The organism is Pseudomonas sp. TE50-2 (assembly GCF_040813665.1).
Taxonomy (GTDB): domain Bacteria; phylum Pseudomonadota; class Gammaproteobacteria; order Pseudomonadales; family Pseudomonadaceae; genus Aquipseudomonas; species Aquipseudomonas soli.
Genome location: NZ_JBFNXN010000001.1, coordinates 3,803,432 through 3,824,347, shown reverse-complemented (window position 1 = coordinate 3,824,347; position 20,916 = coordinate 3,803,432). Strand labels below are relative to the sequence as shown.

Genomic DNA, 20,916 nt, shown 5'->3' with positions numbered 1-20,916 from the left:
CCAGTCGGTATAGCCTTCAGGGAGCGCCGGAGTCCCTGACGGCTCATGCGCACACCGCTTCGATCTGCGCCTCGGCTTCCGGCAGGCGCAGCTGGCCGGAGATCAGGCGCGGCAGCAGGGTGTCGCGGAGCTGGGTGAGGGTTTGGGCTTGTTGAGTACCAGCGAGCATGCGGTAAAATAACGGTTCTGCAACATGCTCAAAACAAGCCAGTAATGCATCCGGGATCAGCAATGTTTTTGACGCGGAAAAAGTACTCGTTGTAATCGTATCGAATACAGACCCATGCGCTTTCTGTGTAAGCGCATCAATCTCTTTCTTTAAGATTAAATAGAGGGAAATTGGTGTGCCGGCCTTAGATTCCAATGCATAGCAAGTCTGGTTCATAGCCATTGATGTACCAAACATAACCATGCGACCCGTTGTGGCGCCTCGCGCCACAACCACCGTGCTAAATGCTGGAATCATCTTGGTAGCACTTTTTTGAACCCCGAGAGTCGTAATAGTGCGCTCAGTCCCAGTCAGAATCGAATTAGACGACTGAGAGACGTCTTTCGCGCTAGCCCATGGAATAGCCCCTCCCCAGAATTCAGCACGATCTGTCTTGGGAGTGCCACCGCTTAACAGGTTTGCGATATCGAGTATTGAGCCGATCTGCCACCCCCTTGGCACCAGTCCCAGCGCTGACTCTTCGAAACTGTCGGGAAACAGCGCCGCGGTGGCTGTGTCCATGATTTCTGGCTCAAGCCCTTCGGCCTTGGCCCGTACCGGGTCGAAATCGACAAACCAGGATTTGAACAGCGCCTGGGCAATGGCTTCTAGAGTCGCGTTGGTTTCGCGTAGCAGAGCGATTCGGTCATCTATTTTGACTAATAAACTAGATGCCTCATCCTGGTAGTTTTTCGATGGCGTCGGCACCTGAAGGTTGACCAAATCACTTCCACGAATTCCAGAAGCTCCTGCGCCTTGTTCGACTATAGTCTCCATCGCCATTCGCCCATTAGGAGAGCGAAAAAAGTAAAAATAAAAATTAGGATTGAATTTATTAAGATCTAGACGACAGCGAATAAGGTGGGACTCAAAAACTGTTGGAGTATTATTTCCAAGAAAAATTGAGCATTGACCTGCACCGGCTACCACCAAAGATTGCCGTGCAAAAAGGAGGTCGCCGTCTTTTAGGAAAAACTGCTGTTCCTTCTCTTCGTTTACTGGGACGAGATCCATTTCGAGATCTTTGATTCGACTGTGCGCAAACAACTCTCCCATATTGACCATGGGGAAACCCTGGCCGCGAACCTTCTTGGGGCGCGTTAGTCCATTTCGCTGCGGTTCAGAGAATAAATCACCAAAGCGGTTGTGCTCAAAAGTCATAGCCCAGCCCTCCGAGTTGCTGCCGGATCAACTGGTCAAGCTCGGCCCCTTTGGCCATCTGCCCACCCAGCAGCGCGGTCAGGCGCTGCATTTTCTCGGCAAAGGCCTCATCGTCGTCCTCGACCGCCTCGGCCCCGACATAGCGGCCCGGGGTCAGCACATGGCTATGTTCGGCGATTTCCGCCAGCGTCACGCTGCGGCAGAATCCAGCAATATCAGCGTATTCCGCGATCTCACCACCGACGTCCAGCGGCTCGCCACGCCAGTTGGCCACTGTCTGCGCGATGCGTTCGATATCGCTGTCCAGCAGCTCGATCTGCACTCGGCTGATATTGGTACCGAGCTTACGCGCATCGATAAACAGCACTTCGCCCGGGCGTTTGCTCTTCTGCTTGGCCAGGAACCACAGGCAGGCCGGGATCTGCGTGTTGAAGAACAACTGGCCGGGCAGCGCGACCATCACCTCGACCACATCGGCCTCAACCATGGCTTTGCGGATGTCGCCCTCCGTGTTCTGGCTGGAGCTCATCGAACCGTTGGCCAGGACGATACCGGCGCGGCCGCTGGGCTTGAGGTGGAACAGCATGTGCTGCAGCCAGGCGTAGTTGGCGTTGCCGGCGGGCGGTGTGCCATATACCCAGCGCGGATCGCCATCGAGGCTCTTATGCCACCAGTCGCTGACATTGAACGGCGGGTTGGCCAGGACGAAGTCGGCACGCAGGTCGCTGTGCTGGTTGCGCACGAAGGTATCACCCGGCTCTTTGCCAAGATTGAAATCGATGCCGCGGATGGCCAGGTTCATGGCCGCTAGGCGCCAGGTGGTCGGGTTGGATTCCTGGCCGTAGATCGACACGTCCCCCAGCTTGCCGCCGTGGGCCTCGATGAACTTTTCCGACTGCACGAACATGCCGCCCGAGCCACAGCACGGGTCGTAGACCTTACCGTGGTGCGGGTTGAGCACGGCTACCAGGGTCTTGACGATGCTCGCCGGGGTGTAGAACTGGCCACCTTTTTTGCCTTCGGCGCTGGCGAACTGGCCGAGGAAGTATTCATAGACCTGACCGAGCAGATCGCGGGCGACGTTGGCGTCGCCGCCGAAACCAATGGTCGAGACAAGGTCGACCAACTCGCCGAGCTTGCCATCCGGCAACTGGACGCGGGCATAGCGCTTGTCCAGGATGTTCTTCAGCGACGGGTTTTCCGCTTCGATGGAGGCTAGCGCCTCATCGATAAGCTTGCCAATGTCGACCTGCTTGGCGGCGGCCCGGAGCGATTCCCAACGAGCCGCTTCCGGCACCCAGAACACGTTGACTTCTCTATAGTAGTCGCGCTCTTCCAGTTCCCCAGCCAGGTATTCGGGATCGTCGCTGCCCAGGTAGTAATCATCGGCAGCATCGGCAAAGCGGCGCTCCAGCTCGGCGCGGCGGCCGGCGAAGCTGTCGGAGATGTACTTGAGGAAGATCAGGCCAAGAACGATGTGCTTGTACTCGGCAGCGTCCATGTTGGCGCGCAGCTTGTCGGCGGTGGCCCATAGGGTCTTTTCCAGATCCTGCAGGGTGTTGCTGGTGGCGCTGACAGCAGCCTTGCGCCCGCGCTTCTTTTTCACCGGTTCCGCTTCTGGCTCGGCCCCGGCTTCGCTCGGCGCCAAGCGGGTGCGAGCCTGCTTGAGTGCCTGTTCAGCGAGACTGCTGGCGGCCTGTTCGGTACCTTTTTGATCCGACATGGACTATTCCCTAGCTTCGACGCAGATGAGTTGCGCGGTAAAAAATGAAAGCCCGACCACAGAGGGCAGGCCGAAGTTGGCTGCATGATACCGGGGCGGATCGCTCTTCGCTCAACCGCCTTGGCATCAGAGACACAACAGCTGCTTCGTCATATGTAACCTACTGCACAAACTTCCGGGCACAGTAGGCCGTTGAGCTTCCAGCGCCAAGACTGGACAAGCTCACAGGTAAACAATCCAGGCATACCCCGCTGGCGATACTGCGCTAGGCACGCCTCAGCTAGCGAGAACGCCCGCATTTGCAAATGCTGCGATGAACAATCCGTACACATAATTGACATATCGCTGGGTATAAAAACCCGCTGACCAAGAAATCCTGAATCAAGGATGCGTCAAAGTTGCCTTGCACCCTGCTTTGTCCAAGTGCGTGCTCCGTTGGTTCTTCAGCCCCTTTTTGCCTGCACCGGCAAAGGCCCGGCTAGCCCTTATCGCTGTTGAATCGGTGCGCTAGGTGTTCAAGCCAATCAGGCCCTGTGCATTGATCTTGAGGTGTAACCGCTTGAGCATCTTGTTGAAGGCTCCTTGGTTTCACCAGTCTCGAAATCCCCGGTAGACCGTCGATCAAGGCCCGAGCCGTTCAGGCATGTCCCGCCAGGCTGCACCGGAGCACAGCACCCACAACACGCCGTTGAGCAGCAGGCGATCGTCAACTCTTGGACGCCCAGTACGCCGACGTACGGCGAAAAGATCAGCGATCAATCTCCCATGCTGCGCCGGAAAATTCGTACCGCTTGGACATGGCAGAATCCTTCACCTAAAAGGCGAGAACTCTACGAAAAATCAGGCCTCCAGAGGCTTCGGTCAGGTTTCAAGGGTTTTCATCATGAAGCTAAAGCCTGCGACTGCACGAGTGCAGTACCACTAGTACTGTTGACACTGCACAAGGAGGTGCCTATAGTTGCGACAACAAAGCAGTACTGGCGGTACTGCTAACCTAACACCTAGGAGGGACACATGAAAAAAGCGAAGCTCTGCCTGATTTTACCTTGGCTGTGGCTATTTCAGGATTTTAGTCTCTCCTACCAGCACACCACACCTAACACAGGCTCCAGCGTCTCAATTGAGGTAAAATCTCATTTGCGGCAGCCTATAAAAGCGGGAATATTTCAGTGAATATCCAAAAACTATCCGATTTGATGGATGTCCGTGCAGGTCATACCTTCAGAGGTAAGGCAGAGGACACTGGTCGTATCGACGGCTACAAAGTAGTCCAGATCAAGGATATCCGTGAGGGAGGCGTAGACTTTTCAACTCTCCCCTTCGCTGATCTGGAGCCAGGCAAAGCAAAAAATATTTTAGAGTCCGGTGACATACTTATTCCTCTGCGCGGGAATAGAATTGAAGCAGCTCTGATCACACTACCTGATGATACCCTCGTTATCACAACGAACCAAGTCGCCATACTTAGTTCACCTAGCGGCGGTGTTGATCCTGCGTTCATTTGCTGGTACCTCAACTCGAGTGAGGGACGCACTCAAATATCACGCCTAAAAGCTGGCACTGCAATATCCAACATTGGCTTAAGAGATCTAGCCAACCTCCAGATCCCCATGCCCAGCCTGAAAGTTCAGGATAGGATAGGAAAATCTTATAACAACTGGCAAGCCCAGAAGTTAGTTCTCCAATCGCTGACTAACAATGGCGAAAAAATCCTTGACGCTTTTTGCAGCAAACTATTGAGGGAAGACTCATGAATAACTCTGACCGCCCTTACATAAACTCCATCATATCAGAACTTCGAGCCAACACTGGGCTAGATACTCTAGAGCTTCGGGATTTCGTCATAAGCGTATTTTTCGTTTATTTCGTCGCCCTTCGACCGCACAATCACGATAGCCGGGCAGACTTAGTACGGCCTATACTTATTCATGGCGAAGCTAGCATGGCTGGTAATTTATTGCATGCAGCAGAGACCATTGATCATGCATACAATAATGAACTAGGTCTCCTAGATAGCATAAAACCACTACTCTCACGACTTGAGAAGAACTTCACACAGCCGCTAGTAGATGCATGCTTAAAGCTGCACTACCTAGTGTCGAGTATTGAAACAGCTGATTCCGGCGGGCAACATTTCGAGCAAATTATTCAAAATTTTTCTGAGGTACTAGGAAAGAGGGCCGACGAAGCCTACACACCTCGTGAAGTAGTCGATATGATGGTAGGGATCGTCGAGCCAAACGCCGGAGAGAGCGTATATGATCCTACTTGCGGGTCCGGTGGCTTCCTAATATCCGCGCACACTAAAGCTCTTGAAAACAACAACAGCGAGCCTGTCAAAATTTACGGACGAGATATAAATATATCCGCCACAAGAATTGCAAAAATCAACTGCATTGTACATGGCATTCTCGACAGTGATATTAGTCTGTCTGACTCACTCCGCACGGTCGAGGACTCTACTTACGACATCGTACTCGCCAACCCTCCATTCTCCATGACTGTAGGAACTTACACACCTAAAGACTCCTTCAGCTATTTTGACTTTGGCTCCCCCCCTGTAAACAATGCTGATTATGCATTTATACAGATGATTATTAAATCGCTTAAACCGGGAGGAAGAGCTGCTGTACTGGTCTCTCATGGTGTGCTTTTTCGGGGGGGAGCAGAGGGTGATATTCGAGAAAATATCGTTCGAGCTGGCATCATCGACTCAATCATTTATTTACCTCCTGGACTGCTAAAAAACACTGCGATTCCGACAGCCATTCTTGTACTTAGAAAATCAGCCACTTCGCGCAACTCTATTCTACTAATTGATGTTACCGAAGCAAGAAAGCATAATAACCTCAGCCCTTCCGACTCAATAACCTCAGCCCTGAAACCAGCCATAGATATTTATCACTCCCGGGAAAATCTAGAAGGTATCTCAAAGATTGTTACGCTGGAAGAAATCGAGAAGAATGACTACAATTTAAACTCAGCAAGATATCTCACCACGCAGAACGTTCAGAGAGAACCATTAGAGGAATTAACCAGGAGACAATTAGAGCTGGAGGCCAACTTAGCAGATTTGCAAATTGAGTTCAAAAAACTACTAGACAGTAATGCCATGCCCTAACGCTGGACAAATAAAACATCCACCCTAAAGCACTCAGCACGGCGAACACCCTTAAAGCATTTTCCATTCAAGTAACACTGGACAATCCTACATATCACCTGCAATGCAGTTTACATCGACACAACAGCACCACAAACTCGCTGATTTAATTATTGACTGAGCCAACCGCGTGGAACACAACTTCAAATTCCTCACCCTCCCCCACCGCTCCGGCGAGGTCGCGAACGTCTTCATCCACGGTTACTCGGCCGGCCACGACATGGAAGACCGCTGCAAACTGCGCAAGTACATTCCAACGTCCCTGCACAATTGCATCAACATCTTCGCCTTCTGGCCCTCCGGCCATTGGGCGCAGTTCGACAGTGCCTCCAGCGGTGGCGTGGCGGCGCTCGCCCGGATCAACGCGCTGGCCGGCGCTGGGGCCGCGGCGATTGATCGCGCCATGCACTTCAACTCGAGCCGCAACCGCGCCACCGATATGGGCAAACAGCTGCTCGGGCAACTGGAGCGCTATCTGATCAAGCATCACCCGTACGTGTCGAAGGTCAATCTGGTCGGGCATTCGCTTGGCGGCAGGGTCGTGGTCAGTGCATTGCTCGACTTGCTGGACAAGCCTGATTACGAAGGGCTCGAAGTGGGCGAGGTGCTGTTGATGGCGGCCGCGGCCGAGCTGTCCGCGGAGCAGGCGCAGGCCATCCGGCAACGCACCAAGTGCAAGCTGTACAACGCCTACTCCGAGGAGGATCGCATCCTGCAGTTGAATCTCGGGGAAGACAGCATTGGCCGCCGGCCCATCGACAACTTCGAAGACGTCATGAACGTGCACATGAAGTCTTTCGGGCATACCGACTACTGGGAAAACTTGGAGAAGGTACTGCGCAAATCGCGCTTCCACGGCTACACCGGCGGCCTGCCGCGTTCGAATCAGCCTGAGCCGGTCATCAAGGACCCCGACCCCGTCGTCACCGACCACCTGCTCTACGACCTGCTCGAACTGACCAGCGACCGTATTCGCGGTCAAGTCGCCAAGCACCTGCGCAGCAGCAGCTGGACGAAGCTGGAAGCCGAGCCCGCGCTGTACCCGTTGGCCCAGGAACTCCAACTGCTGGGAGGGCACTGCCTGGTCAACCTGGCACGGGGCCGGGGCCTCAAGTACGTGCAGATCCTGCTCATGCTGGCGCAGCACTATGGCCTGGTTAACGAGCTGCGCGACTGTGCCCAGGTGGTGGAAATGGAGGCGCTGCTGATCAGCAAGTGCTTCCACTCTTCATTCGGCGAAAAGCATCTGCTCGCATCGCGGCAGGATATCGTCCAGCACCTAGAGGCGATGACCGAGCAAGGCTATTTCGAACAGGTCGACGCGCTGGCTGCGAGCCTTACCGTGACTTCTTACTTCTCGACGCCCGAGGCACCCGCGCCTGCGTATCGCAAAGGCGATTCGACCTTGCCGAGCGGCAGCACGGAAATCGCGCTCGCTTCGGCCTCGGCGCTGTCAGCGTTAAGCGACCTGATCCCGACCGAGCGTATCAAGGCCGCGGTGACCAATCTGAAGAGCGCGGTAAAACCGGGCTATTCGGCGCTGATACCCGCTGTCGCGATCCTGTTCTATGCGCGTCTGAAGCTGAACAACGAAGGCTTGCTCTGACGCCATCGCACAGCCTGGCCAGCCCTGAGGCCGGCCAGGCCTGTACCGTTATACCACCCGATACTCGCCCTCGATCACGCCCTGCGCGTCGAACGCCTGGTTCAGGTGCGTCTCCAGCTCCGCCAGTTGTTCCTGGCGCTTGCGCAGGTTCTCGAGGTTCGCCTCCTGCTCGGCCAGGATGGTCTCGAACGCCTTGATCTGCGGCGCGAAGATCTCCATCACCTTTTCCGGGTCCTTGAGCAACCTCATCGGCTCGGCAAAGTGGCTCTTGACCACCTCGGCCAGGTCGCCCTGCAACTGCTTGAGCTCATTCTCCGCCCGCTGCTGCTGGGCGACGCTGATGACGTCGGTCAGCACCTGGATGCCGGCACCAATCGGCCCGGCCCAGCGGCTGATGTTGGCGGCCAGCTTGGTCGCCTCCCAGGGCTTGAACTTGTAGACATAGCCTGTGAGGTTCTTGAGGGTCTCGCGGGCCAGGAACACACCGTTCTTGATGCTCTCGACGGGGATCTTCGACACCGCGCTCAGCGCCCGGCTTGAGGCCGACAGTGCTGAGGCAGTGATGCTGTCGGCAAAGTCCGAAGAGCTGTCGAGTTGATGTTCGATCTTGGCACTGATGCCGCTCATGATGCTCGAGGACTGGTTGAACGCGGTGCTGAACAGGTGGTCGATGCGAAAACGCAGTTTTTCGCCAATATCGTCGTTGGTGAAGCCGATCTGCGCTTCGAGGAAGGGCCGCACCTGGTCGCGCGGCAGGGTGCGGATGCTGTTGAGCAGGTCGGTCTCGAGGTTGTTCAGTTCCTCGTAGAGGTTGCCGACCGTCGCCAGTACCTTGCGCTTGCCCTCGGCGATGTCTTCCTGGATGCGCGCCGAATCGCGGCGCTGGTTGTCGGCCAGCAGCTTGAAGCGGATCAGTTCGTCCTGCGCCATGGCGATCTTCTTGCCCAGCACGTCGCGCACTACGTCGATGCCGGTCTTGCGGATCAGGGTCTCGCGGCCGCTGCGATCGAGCACATGCTGGGTGACCTGCTTGAGTTCACCGATCCGCGAGCGCTGGTCGTACAGATCCTTCTGCGCCAGCCAGAAATCCAGGCCCCGGCTGTTGGGATTGGAAGCCACGCACACCACGTTGATCGCCTCGCGCTCAGCCGCGCTGAGATCGACAAAGCGCTGCAGCTTGTCCAGCAGGTTGTGCTTCTTGATCGTGCTTTGCTGCTCGAACTCTTCGGCGTCGCGCAGGTCGGCTACTTCGTCCATCTTGTTGATGACGAAGATAGTCGAGCTCAACTTGTTGAGGTCGCGCAGCACCCAGCGCACGATGTCCTGGTGGCTTTCCTTGAGCGGGTTGGTGGCGTCGACCACGTAGAAGATCAGATGGGCTTCGGAGATGTAGTTCTTGGTGATATCACCGTACTGCACCAGGGCGCCACTTTCGGTGGTCTTCTCCTTGTCGCCAAACAAGCCGGGGGTGTCGACGATCTCGCAGCGGTCCTGCAGGTTGTCCGGGCGATAGATCGCCAACGCGTCCGAGGACTCGTTGGTGTCGATCTTCATGTCCTTCATGACCTGGCCGAGCCAGCCGGCCACGACGCTGGTCTTGCCGTCAGAAAACGCGCCCAGCAGTGCTATGCGCAAGGCGTCCGACTGCACGTCACCGATGGCCTTGCGGATCTTCTCGATGTCCTGGGACACATCCAGACCCAGCGTCTCAAGCGCCCCCACCAGTGCCTGGAGGTTGTCGAGCGACTTGATGACCTCGGCCTTGCTGGCGTTGAACTGCTTAAATTGTTCCATGGGGTTTGGCTTCCACTTGGTTTTTCAGCGCCTGGATAGAGGCGATCTTTTCGTCGAACAAGGCGGTGACTTCGTCCATCTTGTCGCGCTCGCTCGACAGTTGGCTGAGCACGGAGCCTTCGATCTGTTCCTTGATCTTTGCGAGCATTTCTTCAGTGTCATGGTTGAAGGTCTTGGTCACCTTTTCACGCTCGGCTTTGATCGCCTTGGCAACTTGTTCCTGTGCTTCGGCGATTTTCTTGTCGCGGCCTACCGTGAAATATTTAATGAAGCCGACGATGACACCCACTGCTCCCCCTACTATCGCCCCAAGAATATTGCCGATCCCGGGGAACACAGTACCGATACCAAATCCGCTCAAGGCATAAGTACCGATGTTGAACAGGAAGCTGCCCACATCAGAGAAATTGAAGCTGATAGTGTCCATTGCACTGGAAAGTGAGAATGAACTACCAGCCACCTCGCTTAGCCGACGCTCGAAGCTCACTCGCTCCGCGTTTTCCTGCAAGCGCTTGAGCGCCCGCTCTATGGCCTGAGACAGCTCCTCGAGGGCCTGCTCTTGAATTTGCTCAAGCGCCTGTGCCAGGCGCTTCTGCCCATCCGCGGCATGCCGTTGAATCGCGCGCTCAACGTCATCCTTGTCTTTGAAATTTACTTCGACAGCGTTGCGCGCCGCCGCACTCAGATCATTGAAAAAGCGTTCCACTGCGCTACTGCGCTTGGAGCTGAAACTGTTCTTGAGATCCTTGAAATCCTTACGAATGACTCCCTGGCACTCGTTGATCTCAGCCCCGATCTTCTCGGCAAAGACTTTATGCTCGTCGCGTTGCTTGCGCAGATCACTCACGGTGTCCTGCAACAAACGCACGACCTTGCGCTTGTTGCTTTCGACGATGTCCACCTCGAAGTTGGCGCAGCCATCGCCGATGACCTTGTGCAGCTTGTCCAGCTGGCTGAAGCTGCGCATTGCCTGCTGGCTGATGAAGTCCTGCTTGTAGGCGCGCTGTGACTTGAGCAGGTCGGCACGGCTGGGGTGAATACTGGTCAAGCCGCGCTCGTCGAAGGCCACCGAGGTAAACCCGAGCAAGCCCTGCAGGCTCTGGCAGCCGCTGACCAGTTCGGCGCCAAGAATGCCTTCAAGCACTTCTCGGGTCTGTTCGCGGGTCGCCAACGCATCCTTGTGCGTCCGCTCCAGCGACTCGCGGTCGTGGTCGAACTCATAGGAGTCGGCCTTGCCGCGCAGGTTGCAGATGGCATACACCTTCGCATCGCGGTTGAGGTAATGCTTGATCTTCTGGGCGGTCTTTTCTTCGGGCTTCTTGTTGGTGCCGTTCACATAGAACACCAGGTGAGCCTTGGCGATGGCGGCCTGCACCATGGCCTCATACTTGGACTCGTTACCTTCGATGCCCGGCACGTCGATCAGTTGGAATCGCTTGCCCTGATGGCTGAACTGGTAGATCACATTGTCCTGGGTGAAATCGGCCTGACCGGTGCCGACGATCTCGCCGTCGACCTGACTGGCGCAGCGTTGCATCTGTTCGAGTTGCTTCTGTTGCTTCAGCAGGGTGGGCAGCCGGTCGCTGACCAACTCGCTCAACGAATGTTGTTCGCGCATGGGTGTGTCCGCATTCGGTGTATGGAAGTGAGAGCAAACGCCCCTGGCTTACAACAACTGCGCATAACCCAGCGCGCCGGCAATGACCCCCACCAGCGCGCCGGCTGCCAATCCAAGCAGCAGCTTGATTTTTGCCCGCTGCTCCAGCGAGACACGGGCGACCTCGGCCTGACGCTGGCACTCGCTCAATTGCATCTGGGTGGCCTGCAACTGTTTGCCCTGCTCGGCTAGTTGCTGCTGGCTGCGCTGGAAGTCGTCGCGCACGCCTTGCAGTTGCACACCGACTTGCTGCAGTTCACCCTGGGTCTGTGCGAGGTTCTGTTGAGCTTGTGACAGACGCCCCTCGGTGCCCTGCAAGGTATGCCGGGTGGCGTCGAGGTCGTTAATGGCCAGGCTCAGCCGCTCTTTGCAGTAGTTGTAGTCCTGCTGGCTATCCTCGAGCCGCTGACGGGTGCTCTGCAGATCACGCTGGGTCTGATTGACCAACGCACCGATGTCGTCGCCGAGCGCGGCAATGTCTTCGCAGAAACTGACATACCGGGTGCTGAGCTCTTCGATCAGCTCATCACTCTTGCTCGAGAACACCGCCTGGATGTCGCTGACCGTCGCCTGATTGCGCTGGATCAGTGCCTGGCGTTTCTGCTCTTCGAAAAGAATGCGCAGGCTTTCGATGATGGTGCTCTTGCCCGCGTTGGTTTCACCGAAGAAGGCAATGGTGAAGTTTTCCCATTCGGCGTGCTTTTCCAGGTAGGCGATCTCCCCGTCGAAGCGCGACTTCATTTCACCAAGTTTGCCTTTGACGCTAGCCAGGTGAGCATTGCCCTTGTCGTTGCTCACATCCAACTTGGAGACATCGTCCAGCGCAGTGGCGATGTCGCTGGCTACGCGAGCGTACAGCTTGGAGAAATCTTGAGCCTTACTCATATCGTTCCCTAATCGGCTGGATCCAATTCGATCTGTTAAGTCGCATTTTGCCACTATCCCTGTCAAGCTCACTTGGGTCGTATCGACACCCACCATTTCGCCAGCGTTCGCGCTATCGGCCCGCCCCAGACCTTGCAGCGCAAGGTCCCGCCACAGCGCGGGCAGCAGGCGTACCACTCGCCCGGCAACAAGGCGTCGCTGCCAGGGGCCACGGTTTTGCACCAGCCACAAGCCTGGCATTTCAACGTGCAGGGCATCGGGCGAATCGGCATCAGTGTTTCTCCTCGAGATTCGGGCTGATGTTCAGCCTGTCCATCTGCGCCTTGAGGTTCGCGGTAAGCCGCTGCTGCGCCCGCAGGCTGCGCTTGAGTTCGCGATTCTCGCTTTCGAAGATCTTTGCCCAGCGCAGCATTTCACGACACCGACTCAGCCCAATCCAGATCTCCCGCAGGCGCATGTACTGCACCAGCAGTACCAACAGGATCACCCCAATCAACCCCAGAGCTCCTGTGGTTAACCAGTCATACACACTCATCTTGCCTCTCCCTGATCATGGCCACGTGAGACCAATGCAAGACAGACGATATGTATAGTTAGACGACAGATCTATAGTGTTGACCTATACAGGTAAAGTATCGGCACACATGGAGGGGCTATGAAACGCAAGCAATCCATCGCTCAGGTTCGCTGGGACCTGGCACTTCGCTATCGACTGATCGAAACCGTGGCCTGGTGGGAGGGCCGCCTGACCACGGGCCACCTGATGCAGAGCTTTGGCATCAGCCGTCAGCAGGCATCGAAAGACATCAACACCTATATCAGTGAGCATGCGTCAAGAAACTTGACATATGACAAGCGGATCAAGGGCTATGTGCCAACCCGCCATTTCACGCCGCGCTTCATCGACCTGAGCGCCACCGCCTATCTCGATCTGTTGGCGCAGAACAACGAGCGGGCGCCGCATATCGAGGGGTTGAAGCTCGCCTATGCGCATACCCTGATGCTGCAGGTACCGGATCGCAGCATCCGCCCGGAGATTCTCAGGCCGCTGCTGCGGGCGTGCCGTGAAGGGCTGCGCCTTGAGGTGGAGTACGTGTCGCTGGCCAATCCCGAGCCCGAGATACGCCTGATCGAGCCGCACACCCTGGTGCACACCGGGATGCGCTGGCACGTGCGGGCCTACTGCGAGAAAAACGCGGCCTACCGCGATTTCGTGCTCAGCCGCATGCGCGGCGAACCGGAGCTTCTGGACGGCAACGGCAATGGCATCGAGGGAGACGGTGCATGGAACACCGAGGTTGTGGTGATCCTGCAGCCCGACCCGCGCCTGGATGTGGCGCAGCGGGCCATCATCGAGGGTGACTACGGCATGCTCGACGGCCGGCTCGAGATCCCGACTCGCCAGGCGTTGGTCAAGTATGTGCTGCAGCGTTACCAGATAGACGCAAAGAACCTCGATCCAAAGCCAGAGGCGCAGCAGGTTGTCATTGGCAACCTGAATGAATTGAAGCCGTGGCTGTATGACTGATCGGTGGTGATGCTTGCTGATTCGCGCGAGCTCCGCGAGTCATTACTATGGGGAGCACAAGAAGCGGTGAGCGAGCCCCAGGTGTTTATCGACTGGATGCTCCCCCAGTTTCCATGGAGCACTAGCCGACGCGGTCACTGTAGAAGCGGAGCAAGGCTGGGCTATTTCCTAGAGTGATCGCCAGCGCTTGCGGGCATGGGCATAGCCCGCCAGGTCACTGTAGCCGAGCTGTGCAGCGATCTGCGTTCGACTGTCACCCTGCATCTCCAGGTACTGCTCCAGCTTGGCGCGAACTCCAGGCACTCTCTGACTCCGCTATCCGCAGGACGTGATGAATCGCCCGGAAAGCGTCAGCACGCAAGACCTACGCATTCGACGCCGAGCCGACTGGGCGCTTCAGGTACTGGGCGAATATGCCAGGGCGCTCAGGGGGATGAATGAGCGCGTCGAAATGGAGGATCCGGAGTTCGCCAACGGGATGTGAGGGTTGATGGCCGCTATCGAACGATAGCGGCTGCCTCGGCCTGCGTCCGCTTAACGCCTCGCTTCAATGAGATGACGGGTTGAATGCGCGACAAAAGGCTCCCCCTGCCGCATCTGGTTATCCAGGGCCAGCAACTCAGCGCGGTACTTGTGCACAGAGAAGTCCGGCACCCACCATACACATTTGCGAAGAATCCATACGATTGCGCCCACATCGTGGAACAGCATGCGGCAGCGGGCTGTCCGCAGGTCTGTCACCGTCAGCCCGGCTGCCTGTGCTGCTGCCACCTCATCCCGCGGATCGCGCATTTGCCGTTCACGTGGCAACGGCCCCAGGAAATGCTCGATCAGCTCGAAAGCCGAGGCAGGGCCTACGTGCTGGGCGAAGTAGTGGCCACCAGGCCGGAGGACGCGATGGATCTCGTGCCAGTCGGGATTCACCGGGTGGCGTGAGGTGACCAGCTCGAACGAGGCGTCGGCAAATGGGAGCGCTGCACCGGGGGCTACCTCGATGACTTCAACGCCGCGTGGCCCCAGGCGCTCTTGCGCCTTGCGGGCGTTGGGTGGCCAGGCTTCAGTTGCGCACATGAGGGGCGGGAAGCGTGGGGCCTCGCCTAGCACCTCCCCGCCGCCGGTATCGAGATCCAGCGCGGCGCGTACGCCGTCCAGACGCTGTGCAAGGAGCTGGGCGTAGCCCCAAGGTGGGCGCTGCTCGGAGGCGCGCCCTGCCAGCCAGTCGAAGCCCCAGCCGGTTACATCTGCCGCACTGGCTTCAGCTAGCAGATCGTCAAAGGAATTCATTTGATCGTCCAGGGTAACGTTTGCATGGGGGGCAGTATAAATCGTGTGGGTGCGGGCTTGCGCGGCTGTAGGCCTCAGGGCGCCGCTTACGCGGCGCATCGCCGGCAAGCCGGCTCCCACACCGACCGCGCAGTAGCTGTGAGAACTGGCTTGCTGTCGATATGGCCTGGCCGATTTCCCGGGCACAAAGACAAAACCCCTACCTGCTCGCGCAGATAGGGGTTTTGCGAAATGAATCTTGACGATGACCTACTCTCACATGGGGAAACCCCACACTACCATCGGCGATGCATCGTTTCACTGCTGAGTTCGGGATGGGATCAGGTGGTTCCAATGCTCTATGGTCGTCAAGAAATTCGGTTGCCAGTACGTCCTTGCAGACATGCCAGCCAATTCGGATATGCGATATTTGTGGTTCGTCGCGAACTTTCGGTTCGTTTCGTCTTCACCACCGCAATTTGGCCTCAGCGCAAATTGCTTGGGTGTTATATGGTCAAGCCTCACGGGCAATTAGTATTGGTTAGCTCAACGCCTCACAGCGCTTACACACCCAACCTATCAACGTCGTAGTCTTCGACGGCCCTTCAGGGAGCTCAAGGCTCCAGTGAGATCTCATCTTGAGGCAAGTTTCCCGCTTAGATGCTTTCAGCGGTTATCTCTTCCGAACATAGCTACCCGGCAATGCCACTGGCGTGACAACCGGAACACCAGAGGTTCGTCCACTCCGGTCCTCTCGTACTAGGAGCAGCCCCTCTCAAATCTCAAACGTCCACGGCAGATAGGGACCGAACTGTCTCACGACGTTCTAAACCCAGCTCGCGTACCACTTTAAATGGCGAACAGCCATACCCTTGGGACCGGCTTCAGCCCCAGGATGTGATGAGCCGACATCGAGGTGCCAAACACCGCCGTCGATATGAACTCTTGGGCGGTATCAGCCTGTTATCCCCGGAGTACCTTTTATCCGTTGAGCGATGGCCCTTCCATACAGAACCACCGGATCACTAAGACCTACTTTCGTACCTGCTCGACGTGTGTGTCTCGCAGTCAAGCGCGCTTTTGCCTTTATACTCTACGACCGATTTCCGACCGGTCTGAGCGCACCTTCGTACTCCTCCGTTACTCTTTGGGAGGAGACCGCCCCAGTCAAACTACCCACCATACACTGTCCTCGATCCGGATAACGGACCTGAGTTAGAACCTCAAGGTTGCCAGGGTGGTATTTCAAGGATGGCTCCATGAGAACTGGCGTCCCCACTTCAAAGCCTCCCACCTATCCTACACAAGCAAGCTCAAAGTCCAGTGCAAAGCTATAGTAAAGGTTCACGGGGTCTTTCCGTCTAGCCGCGGATACACTGCATCTTCACAGCGATTTCAATTTCACTGAGTCTCGGGTGGAGACAGCGCCGCCATCGTTACGCCATTCGTGCAGGTCGGAACTTACCCGACAAGGAATTTCGCTACCTTAGGACCGTTATAGTTACGGCCGCCGTTTACCGGGGCTTCGATCAAGAGCTTCGCTTGCGCTAACCCCATCAATTAACCTTCCGGCACCGGGCAGGCGTCACACCCTATACGTCCACTTTCGTGTTTGCAGAGTGCTGTGTTTTTAATAAACAGTCGCAGCGGCCTGGTATCTTCGACCGGCGTGGGCTTACGCAGCAAGTGCTTCACCCTCACCGGCGCACCTTCTCCCGAAGTTACGGTGCCATTTTGCCTAGTTCCTTCACCCGAGTTCTCTCAAGCGCCTTGGTATTCTCTACCTAACCACCTGTGTCGGTTTGGGGTACGGTTCCCAGTTATCTGAAGCTTAGGAGCTTTTCTTGGAAGCATGGCATCAACCACTTCGCGCTCTAGTGAGCACTCGTCATCAGCTCTCGGCCTTAAGATCCCGGATTTGCCTAAGATCTCAGCCTACCACCTTAAACTTGGACAACCAACGCCAAGCTGGCCTAGCCTTCTCCGTCCCTCCATCGCAATAACTGGAAGTACAGGAATATTAACCTGTTTTCCATCGACTACGCTTTTCAGCCTCGCCTTAGGGACCGACTAACCCTGCGTCGATTAACGTTGCGCAGGAAACCTTGGTCTTTCGGCGTGCGAGTTTTTCACTCGCATTGTCGTTACTCATGTCAGCATTCGCACTTCTGATACCTCCAGCAAGCTTCTCAACTCACCTTCACAGGCTTACAGAACGCTCCTCTACCGCATCATCATAAGATGATACCCGTAGCTTCGGTGCATGGTTTGAGCCCCGTTACATCTTCCGCGCAGGCCGACTCGACTAGTGAGCTATTACGCTTTCTTTAAAGGGTGGCTGCTTCTAAGCCAACCTCCTAGCTGTCTAAGCCTTCCCACATCGTTTCCCACTTAACCATGACTTTGGGACCTTAGCTGACGGTCTGGGTTGTTTCCCTTTTCACGACGGACGTTAGCACCCGCCGTGTGTCTCCCATGCTCGGCACTTGTAGGTATTCGGAGTTTGCATCGGTTTGGTAAGTCGGGATGACCCCCTAGCCGAAACAGTGCTCTACCCCCTACAGTGATACATGAGGCGCTACCTAAATAGCTTTCGAGGAGAACCAGCTATCTCCGAGCTTGATTAGCCTTTCACTCCGATCCACAGGTCATCCGCTAACTTTTCAACGGTAGTCGGTTCGGTCCTCCAGTCAGTGTTACCTAACCTTCAACCTGCCCATGGATAGATCGCCCGGTTTCGGGTCTATACCCAGCGACTAAAGCGCCCTATTAAGACTCGCTTTCGCTACGCCTCCCCTATTCGGTTAAGCTCGCCACTGAATATAAGTCGCTGACCCATTATACAAAAGGTACGCAGTCACCTAACAAAGTAGGCTCCCACTGCTTGTACGCATACGGTTTCAGGTTCTATTTCACTCCCCTCTCCGGGGTTCTTTTCGCCTTTCCCTCACGGTACTGGTTCACTATCGGTCAGTCAGTAGTATTTAGCCTTGGAGGATGGTCCCCCCATGTTCAGACAAAGTTTCTCGTGCTCCGTCCTACTCGATTTCACTGGCAAGAGATTTTCGTGTACGGGGCTATCACCCACTATGGCCGCACTTTCCAGAGCGTTCCACTAATCTCAAACCAGCTTAAGGGCTGGTCCCCGTTCGCTCGCCACTACTAAGGGAATCTCGGTTGATTTCTTTTCCTCAGGGTACTTAGATGTTTCAGTTCCCCTGGTTCGCCTCTTGCACCTATGTATTCAGTACAAGATAACCAGCTTGTGCTGGCTGGGTTCCCCCATTCAGAGATCTCTGGATCACAGTCTGTTTGCCGACTCCCCAAAGCTTATCGCAGGCTACCACGTCTTTCATCGCCTCTGACTGCCAAGGCATCCACCGTATGCGCTTCTTCACTTGACCATATAACCCCAAGCAATCTGGTTATACTGTGAAGACGACATTCGCCGAAAATTCGCATTTCGCTCATTACTGAGCAGAACTCACAAATTTTACCTTAGCCTGAATAACCAGCAGTGAAACTGGCATTCAGTCTATTTCTATCACATATCCGAATTTTTAAAGAACGATCTGACAAAAGTCAGAAATCAACATTCATCACCGAATGTTCATTTCTAAGTTCTGAGCAGTGCTGCGAAACCTGAAAGAGTGGTGGAGCCAAGCGGGATCGAACCGCTGACCTCCTGCGTGCAAGGCAGGCGCTCTCCCAGCTGAGCTATGGCCCCGTGTATCTCTAGCCTACATCATGGCCGCACCAAGTAATTGGTAGGTCTGGGCAGATTTGAACTGCCGACCTCACCCTTATCAGGGGTGCGCTCTAACCAACTGAGCTACAGACCTATAACAGGGTCGCGTTACAGCATCGTCTTTACACAATGAATCAAGCAATTCGTGTGGGAGCTCATCAGCAGGCTGATGTCTTCGATTAAGGAGGTGATCCAGCCGCAGGTTCCCCTACGGCTACCTTGTTACGACTTCACCCCAGTCATGAATCACACCGTGGTAACCGTCCTCCCGAAGGTTAGACTAGCTACTTCTGGTGCAACCCACTCCCATGGTGTGACGGGCGGTGTGTACAAGGCCCGGGAACGTATTCACCGCAACATTCTGATTTGCGATTACTAGCGATTCCGACTTCACGCAGTCGAGTTGCAGACTGCGATCCGGACTACGATCGGTTTTGTGAGATTAGCTCCACCTCGCGGCTTGGCAACCCTCTGTACCGACCATTGTAGCACGTGTGTAGCCCAGGCCGTAAGGGCCATGATGACTTGACGTCATCCCCACCTTCCTCCGGTTTGTCACCGGCAGTCTCCTTAGAGTGCCCACCATAACGTGCTGGTAACTAAGGACAAGGGTTGCGCTCGTTACGGGACTTAACCCAACATCTCACGACACGAGCTGACGACAGCCATGCAGCACCTGTGTCAGAGTTCCCGAAGGCACCAATCCATCTCTGGAAAGTTCTCTGCATGTCAAGGCCTGGTAAGGTTCTTCGCGTTGCTTCGAATTAAACCACATGCTCCACCGCTTGTGCGGGCCCCCGTCAATTCATTTGAGTTTTAACCTTGCGGCCGTACTCCCCAGGCGGTCAACTTAATGCGTTAGCTGCGCCACTAAAATCTCAAGGATTCCAACGGCTAGTTGACATCGTTTACGGCGTGGACTACCAGGGTATCTAATCCTGTTTGCTCCCCACGCTTTCGCACCTCAGTGTCAGTATCAGTCCAGGTGGTCGCCTTCGCCACTGGTGTTCCTTCCTATATCTACGCATTTCACCGCTACACAGGAAATTCCACCACCCTCTACCATACTCTAGCTCGCCAGTTTTGGATGCAGTTCCCAGGTTGAGCCCGGGGCTTTCACATCCAACTTAACGAACCACCTACGCGCGCTTTACGCCCAGTAATTCCGATTAACGCTTGCACCCTCTGTATTACCGCGGCTGCTGGCACAGAGTTAGCCGGTGCTTATTCTGTCGGTAACGTCAAAACAGCAAGGTATTAACTTACTGCCCTTCCTCCCAACTTAAAGTGCTTTACAATCCGAAGACCTTCTTCACACACGCGGCATGGCTGGATCAGGCTTTCGCCCATTGTCCAATATTCCCCACTGCTGCCTCCCGTAGGAGTCTGGACCGTGTCTCAGTTCCAGTGTGACTGATCATCCTCTCAGACCAGTTACGGATCGTCGCCTAGGTGAGCCATTACCTCACCTACTAGCTAATCCGACCTAGGCTCATCTGATAGCGCAAGGCCCGAAGGTCCCCTGCTTTCTCCCGTAGGACGTATGCGGTATTAGCGTTCCTTTCGAAACGTTGTCCCCCACTACCAGGCAGATTCCTAGGCATTACTCACCCGTCCGCCGCTGAATCAAGGAGCAAGCTCCCGTCATCCGCTCGACTTGCATGTGTTAGGCCTGCCGCCAGCGTTCAATCTGAGCCATGATCAAACTCTTCAGTTCAATACTGCTTGGGTTTTTAAGAAACCCTAAACTTGGCTCAGCAATCTCAAATGACTATGTGATTTCTCGCATGGCCACTTGTGATGCTGATAATCTTGGCGACTATCAGTCCATACTCACAAGCACCCACACGAATTGCTTGATTCAATTTGTTAAAGAGCGTTTGGTTAAGAGCTTTTCGTCTCAACCGAGGCGCGCATTCTACGCCCTCCTCATTTCGTGTCAAGCGTTTATTTTGAAGTTTTTCGTTTCACTTCAAACACTTGACTCGCTGCGATCTCTCGTAGCGGGAGGCGAATCATACAGCGTTACAACCTGCTGTCAACTGCCTTTTTTCACCGCTGCCGATCTGACGACCGAAGCACTTCCGATACTACCTGAAACACTCAACTTATTGATTAACAAGAGGTTTTGCGTTTCGACTACGTCGGAAGTGGGGCGCATTATAAGGGGATCTGAGAGGGCG

12 protein-coding genes, 2 tRNA genes, 3 rRNA genes and 2 pseudogenes are annotated in these 20,916 nt (G+C 55.5%); 5 read left to right on the top strand and 14 right to left on the bottom strand.

Annotated features, from left to right (window positions below; genetic code table 11):
* Positions 1-43 precede the first annotated feature (43 nt).
* From AAHK21_RS17465 to AAHK21_RS17455, 3 genes and pseudogenes are all read right to left on the bottom strand, one after another.
* Positions 44-1,369 carry a restriction endonuclease subunit S gene (locus AAHK21_RS17465; RefSeq protein ID WP_367857888.1) on the bottom strand — a complete coding sequence of 442 codons (1,326 nt, stop codon included), beginning with the start codon at positions 1,367-1,369 and terminating at the stop codon, positions 44-46.
* Positions 1,359-3,092, bottom strand: coding sequence for a type I restriction-modification system subunit M (locus AAHK21_RS17460; RefSeq protein WP_367857887.1), 1,734 nt, complete (start codon positions 3,090-3,092; stop codon positions 1,359-1,361). Before AAHK21_RS17460 ends, AAHK21_RS17465 begins: the two co-directional genes overlap by 11 nt.
* 409 nt (positions 3,093-3,501) lie before the next feature.
* A pseudogene (locus tag AAHK21_RS17455) lies at positions 3,502-3,891 on the bottom strand (transposase); the annotation flags it as partial.
* A 215-nt stretch (positions 3,892-4,106) separates the two neighbouring features.
* On the opposite strand from AAHK21_RS17455, the gene AAHK21_RS17450 reads away from it, so the two are divergent.
* The 4 genes from AAHK21_RS17450 (at position 4,107) to AAHK21_RS17435 (ending at position 7,858) form a co-directional block, all read left to right on the top strand.
* Positions 4,107-4,265, top strand: coding sequence for a hypothetical protein (locus AAHK21_RS17450; protein ID WP_367857886.1), 159 nt, complete (start codon positions 4,107-4,109; stop codon positions 4,263-4,265).
* Complete coding sequence (locus tag AAHK21_RS17445; protein WP_367857885.1) at positions 4,262-4,846, top strand: restriction endonuclease subunit S; 585 nt, start codon at positions 4,262-4,264, stop codon at positions 4,844-4,846. Before AAHK21_RS17450 ends, AAHK21_RS17445 begins: the two co-directional genes overlap by 4 nt.
* Positions 4,843-6,213 (top strand): N-6 DNA methylase, encoded by a 1,371-nt coding sequence (locus tag AAHK21_RS17440; RefSeq protein WP_367857884.1) that lies wholly within the window; start codon positions 4,843-4,845, stop codon positions 6,211-6,213. Before AAHK21_RS17445 ends, AAHK21_RS17440 begins: the two co-directional genes overlap by 4 nt.
* A 169-nt stretch (positions 6,214-6,382) precedes the next feature.
* The gene (locus AAHK21_RS17435) at positions 6,383-7,858 is read left to right on the top strand and encodes a DUF726 domain-containing protein (protein ID WP_367857883.1); all 1,476 of its coding nucleotides are present in this window, start codon (positions 6,383-6,385) and stop codon (positions 7,856-7,858) included.
* 48 nt (positions 7,859-7,906) lie between these two features.
* Here the strand turns inward: AAHK21_RS17435 and AAHK21_RS17430 are convergent, their stop codons facing one another.
* The 4 genes from AAHK21_RS17430 to AAHK21_RS17415 all read right to left on the bottom strand — a co-directional run bounded on the left by AAHK21_RS17430 (position 7,907) and on the right by AAHK21_RS17415 (position 12,729).
* Entirely contained in the window at positions 7,907-9,652 is a 1,746-nt protein-coding gene (locus AAHK21_RS17430) for a LeoA/HP0731 family dynamin-like GTPase (RefSeq protein ID WP_367857882.1), read from the bottom strand.
* Positions 9,639-11,270 carry a dynamin family protein gene (locus tag AAHK21_RS17425; RefSeq protein ID WP_367857881.1) on the bottom strand — a complete coding sequence of 544 codons (1,632 nt, stop codon included), beginning with the start codon at positions 11,268-11,270 and terminating at the stop codon, positions 9,639-9,641. The genes AAHK21_RS17430 and AAHK21_RS17425 overlap by 14 nt, the downstream gene beginning before the upstream one ends.
* Positions 11,271-11,318: 48 nt before the next feature.
* Positions 11,319-12,194: a hypothetical protein gene (locus tag AAHK21_RS17420; protein ID WP_367857880.1), complete on the bottom strand. Its 876-nt coding sequence runs from the start codon at positions 12,192-12,194 to the stop codon at positions 11,319-11,321.
* Between the two features lie 271 nt (positions 12,195-12,465).
* A complete protein-coding gene (locus AAHK21_RS17415) occupies positions 12,466-12,729 on the bottom strand; it encodes a hypothetical protein (protein ID WP_367857879.1) in 264 nt (87 codons plus the stop codon).
* Between the two features lie 120 nt (positions 12,730-12,849).
* Here AAHK21_RS17415 and AAHK21_RS17410 point away from each other — a divergent pair, with 120 nt between their 5' ends.
* Positions 12,850-13,722, top strand: a complete 873-nt coding sequence (locus tag AAHK21_RS17410) for a helix-turn-helix transcriptional regulator (RefSeq protein WP_367857878.1) — start codon at positions 12,850-12,852, stop codon at positions 13,720-13,722.
* Between the two features lie 168 nt (positions 13,723-13,890).
* Here AAHK21_RS17410 and AAHK21_RS17405 read toward each other — a convergent pair.
* The 7 genes and pseudogenes from AAHK21_RS17405 to AAHK21_RS17375 form a co-directional block, all read right to left on the bottom strand.
* A pseudogene (locus AAHK21_RS17405) lies at positions 13,891-14,016 on the bottom strand (AraC family transcriptional regulator); the annotation flags it as partial.
* A 240-nt stretch (positions 14,017-14,256) separates the two neighbouring features.
* Positions 14,257-15,006, bottom strand: a complete 750-nt coding sequence (locus tag AAHK21_RS17400) for a class I SAM-dependent methyltransferase (protein WP_367857877.1) — start codon at positions 15,004-15,006, stop codon at positions 14,257-14,259.
* A gap of 236 nt (positions 15,007-15,242) precedes the next feature.
* A 5S ribosomal RNA gene (gene rrf / locus AAHK21_RS17395) occupies positions 15,243-15,358 on the bottom strand.
* A gap of 137 nt (positions 15,359-15,495) precedes the next feature.
* Positions 15,496-18,389: ribosomal RNA gene (locus AAHK21_RS17390) — 23S ribosomal RNA — on the bottom strand.
* 247 nt (positions 18,390-18,636) lie between these two features.
* Positions 18,637-18,712, bottom strand: a tRNA-Ala gene (locus tag AAHK21_RS17385).
* A gap of 38 nt (positions 18,713-18,750) precedes the next feature.
* A tRNA-Ile gene (locus tag AAHK21_RS17380) sits at positions 18,751-18,827 on the bottom strand.
* Between the two features lie 86 nt (positions 18,828-18,913).
* Positions 18,914-20,450: ribosomal RNA gene (locus AAHK21_RS17375) — 16S ribosomal RNA — on the bottom strand.
* Together the 16S, 23S and 5S rRNA genes with 2 tRNA genes alongside form the textbook arrangement of a ribosomal RNA operon.
* Positions 20,451-20,916 lie beyond the last annotated feature (466 nt).

Excerpts from the sequence above, each read along its gene's own strand:
- AAHK21_RS17465 (WP_367857888.1), bottom strand. The coding sequence starts at position 1,369 with ATGACTTTTGAGCACAACCGCTTTGGTGATTTATTCTCTGAACCGCAG.
- AAHK21_RS17460 (WP_367857887.1), bottom strand. The coding sequence starts at position 3,092 with ATGTCGGATCAAAAAGGTACCGAACAGGCCGCCAGCAGTCTCGCTGAA.
- AAHK21_RS17450 (WP_367857886.1), top strand. The coding sequence starts at position 4,107 with ATGAAAAAAGCGAAGCTCTGCCTGATTTTACCTTGGCTGTGGCTATTT.
- AAHK21_RS17440 (WP_367857884.1), top strand. The coding sequence starts at position 4,843 with ATGAATAACTCTGACCGCCCTTACATAAACTCCATCATATCAGAACTT.
- AAHK21_RS17430 (WP_367857882.1), bottom strand. The coding sequence starts at position 9,652 with ATGGAACAATTTAAGCAGTTCAACGCCAGCAAGGCCGAGGTCATCAAG.
- AAHK21_RS17425 (WP_367857881.1), bottom strand. The coding sequence starts at position 11,270 with ATGCGCGAACAACATTCGTTGAGCGAGTTGGTCAGCGACCGGCTGCCC.
- AAHK21_RS17420 (WP_367857880.1), bottom strand. The coding sequence starts at position 12,194 with ATGAGTAAGGCTCAAGATTTCTCCAAGCTGTACGCTCGCGTAGCCAGC.
- AAHK21_RS17415 (WP_367857879.1), bottom strand. The coding sequence starts at position 12,729 with ATGAGTGTGTATGACTGGTTAACCACAGGAGCTCTGGGGTTGATTGGG.
- AAHK21_RS17410 (WP_367857878.1), top strand. The coding sequence starts at position 12,850 with ATGAAACGCAAGCAATCCATCGCTCAGGTTCGCTGGGACCTGGCACTT.
- AAHK21_RS17400 (WP_367857877.1), bottom strand. The coding sequence starts at position 15,006 with ATGAATTCCTTTGACGATCTGCTAGCTGAAGCCAGTGCGGCAGATGTA.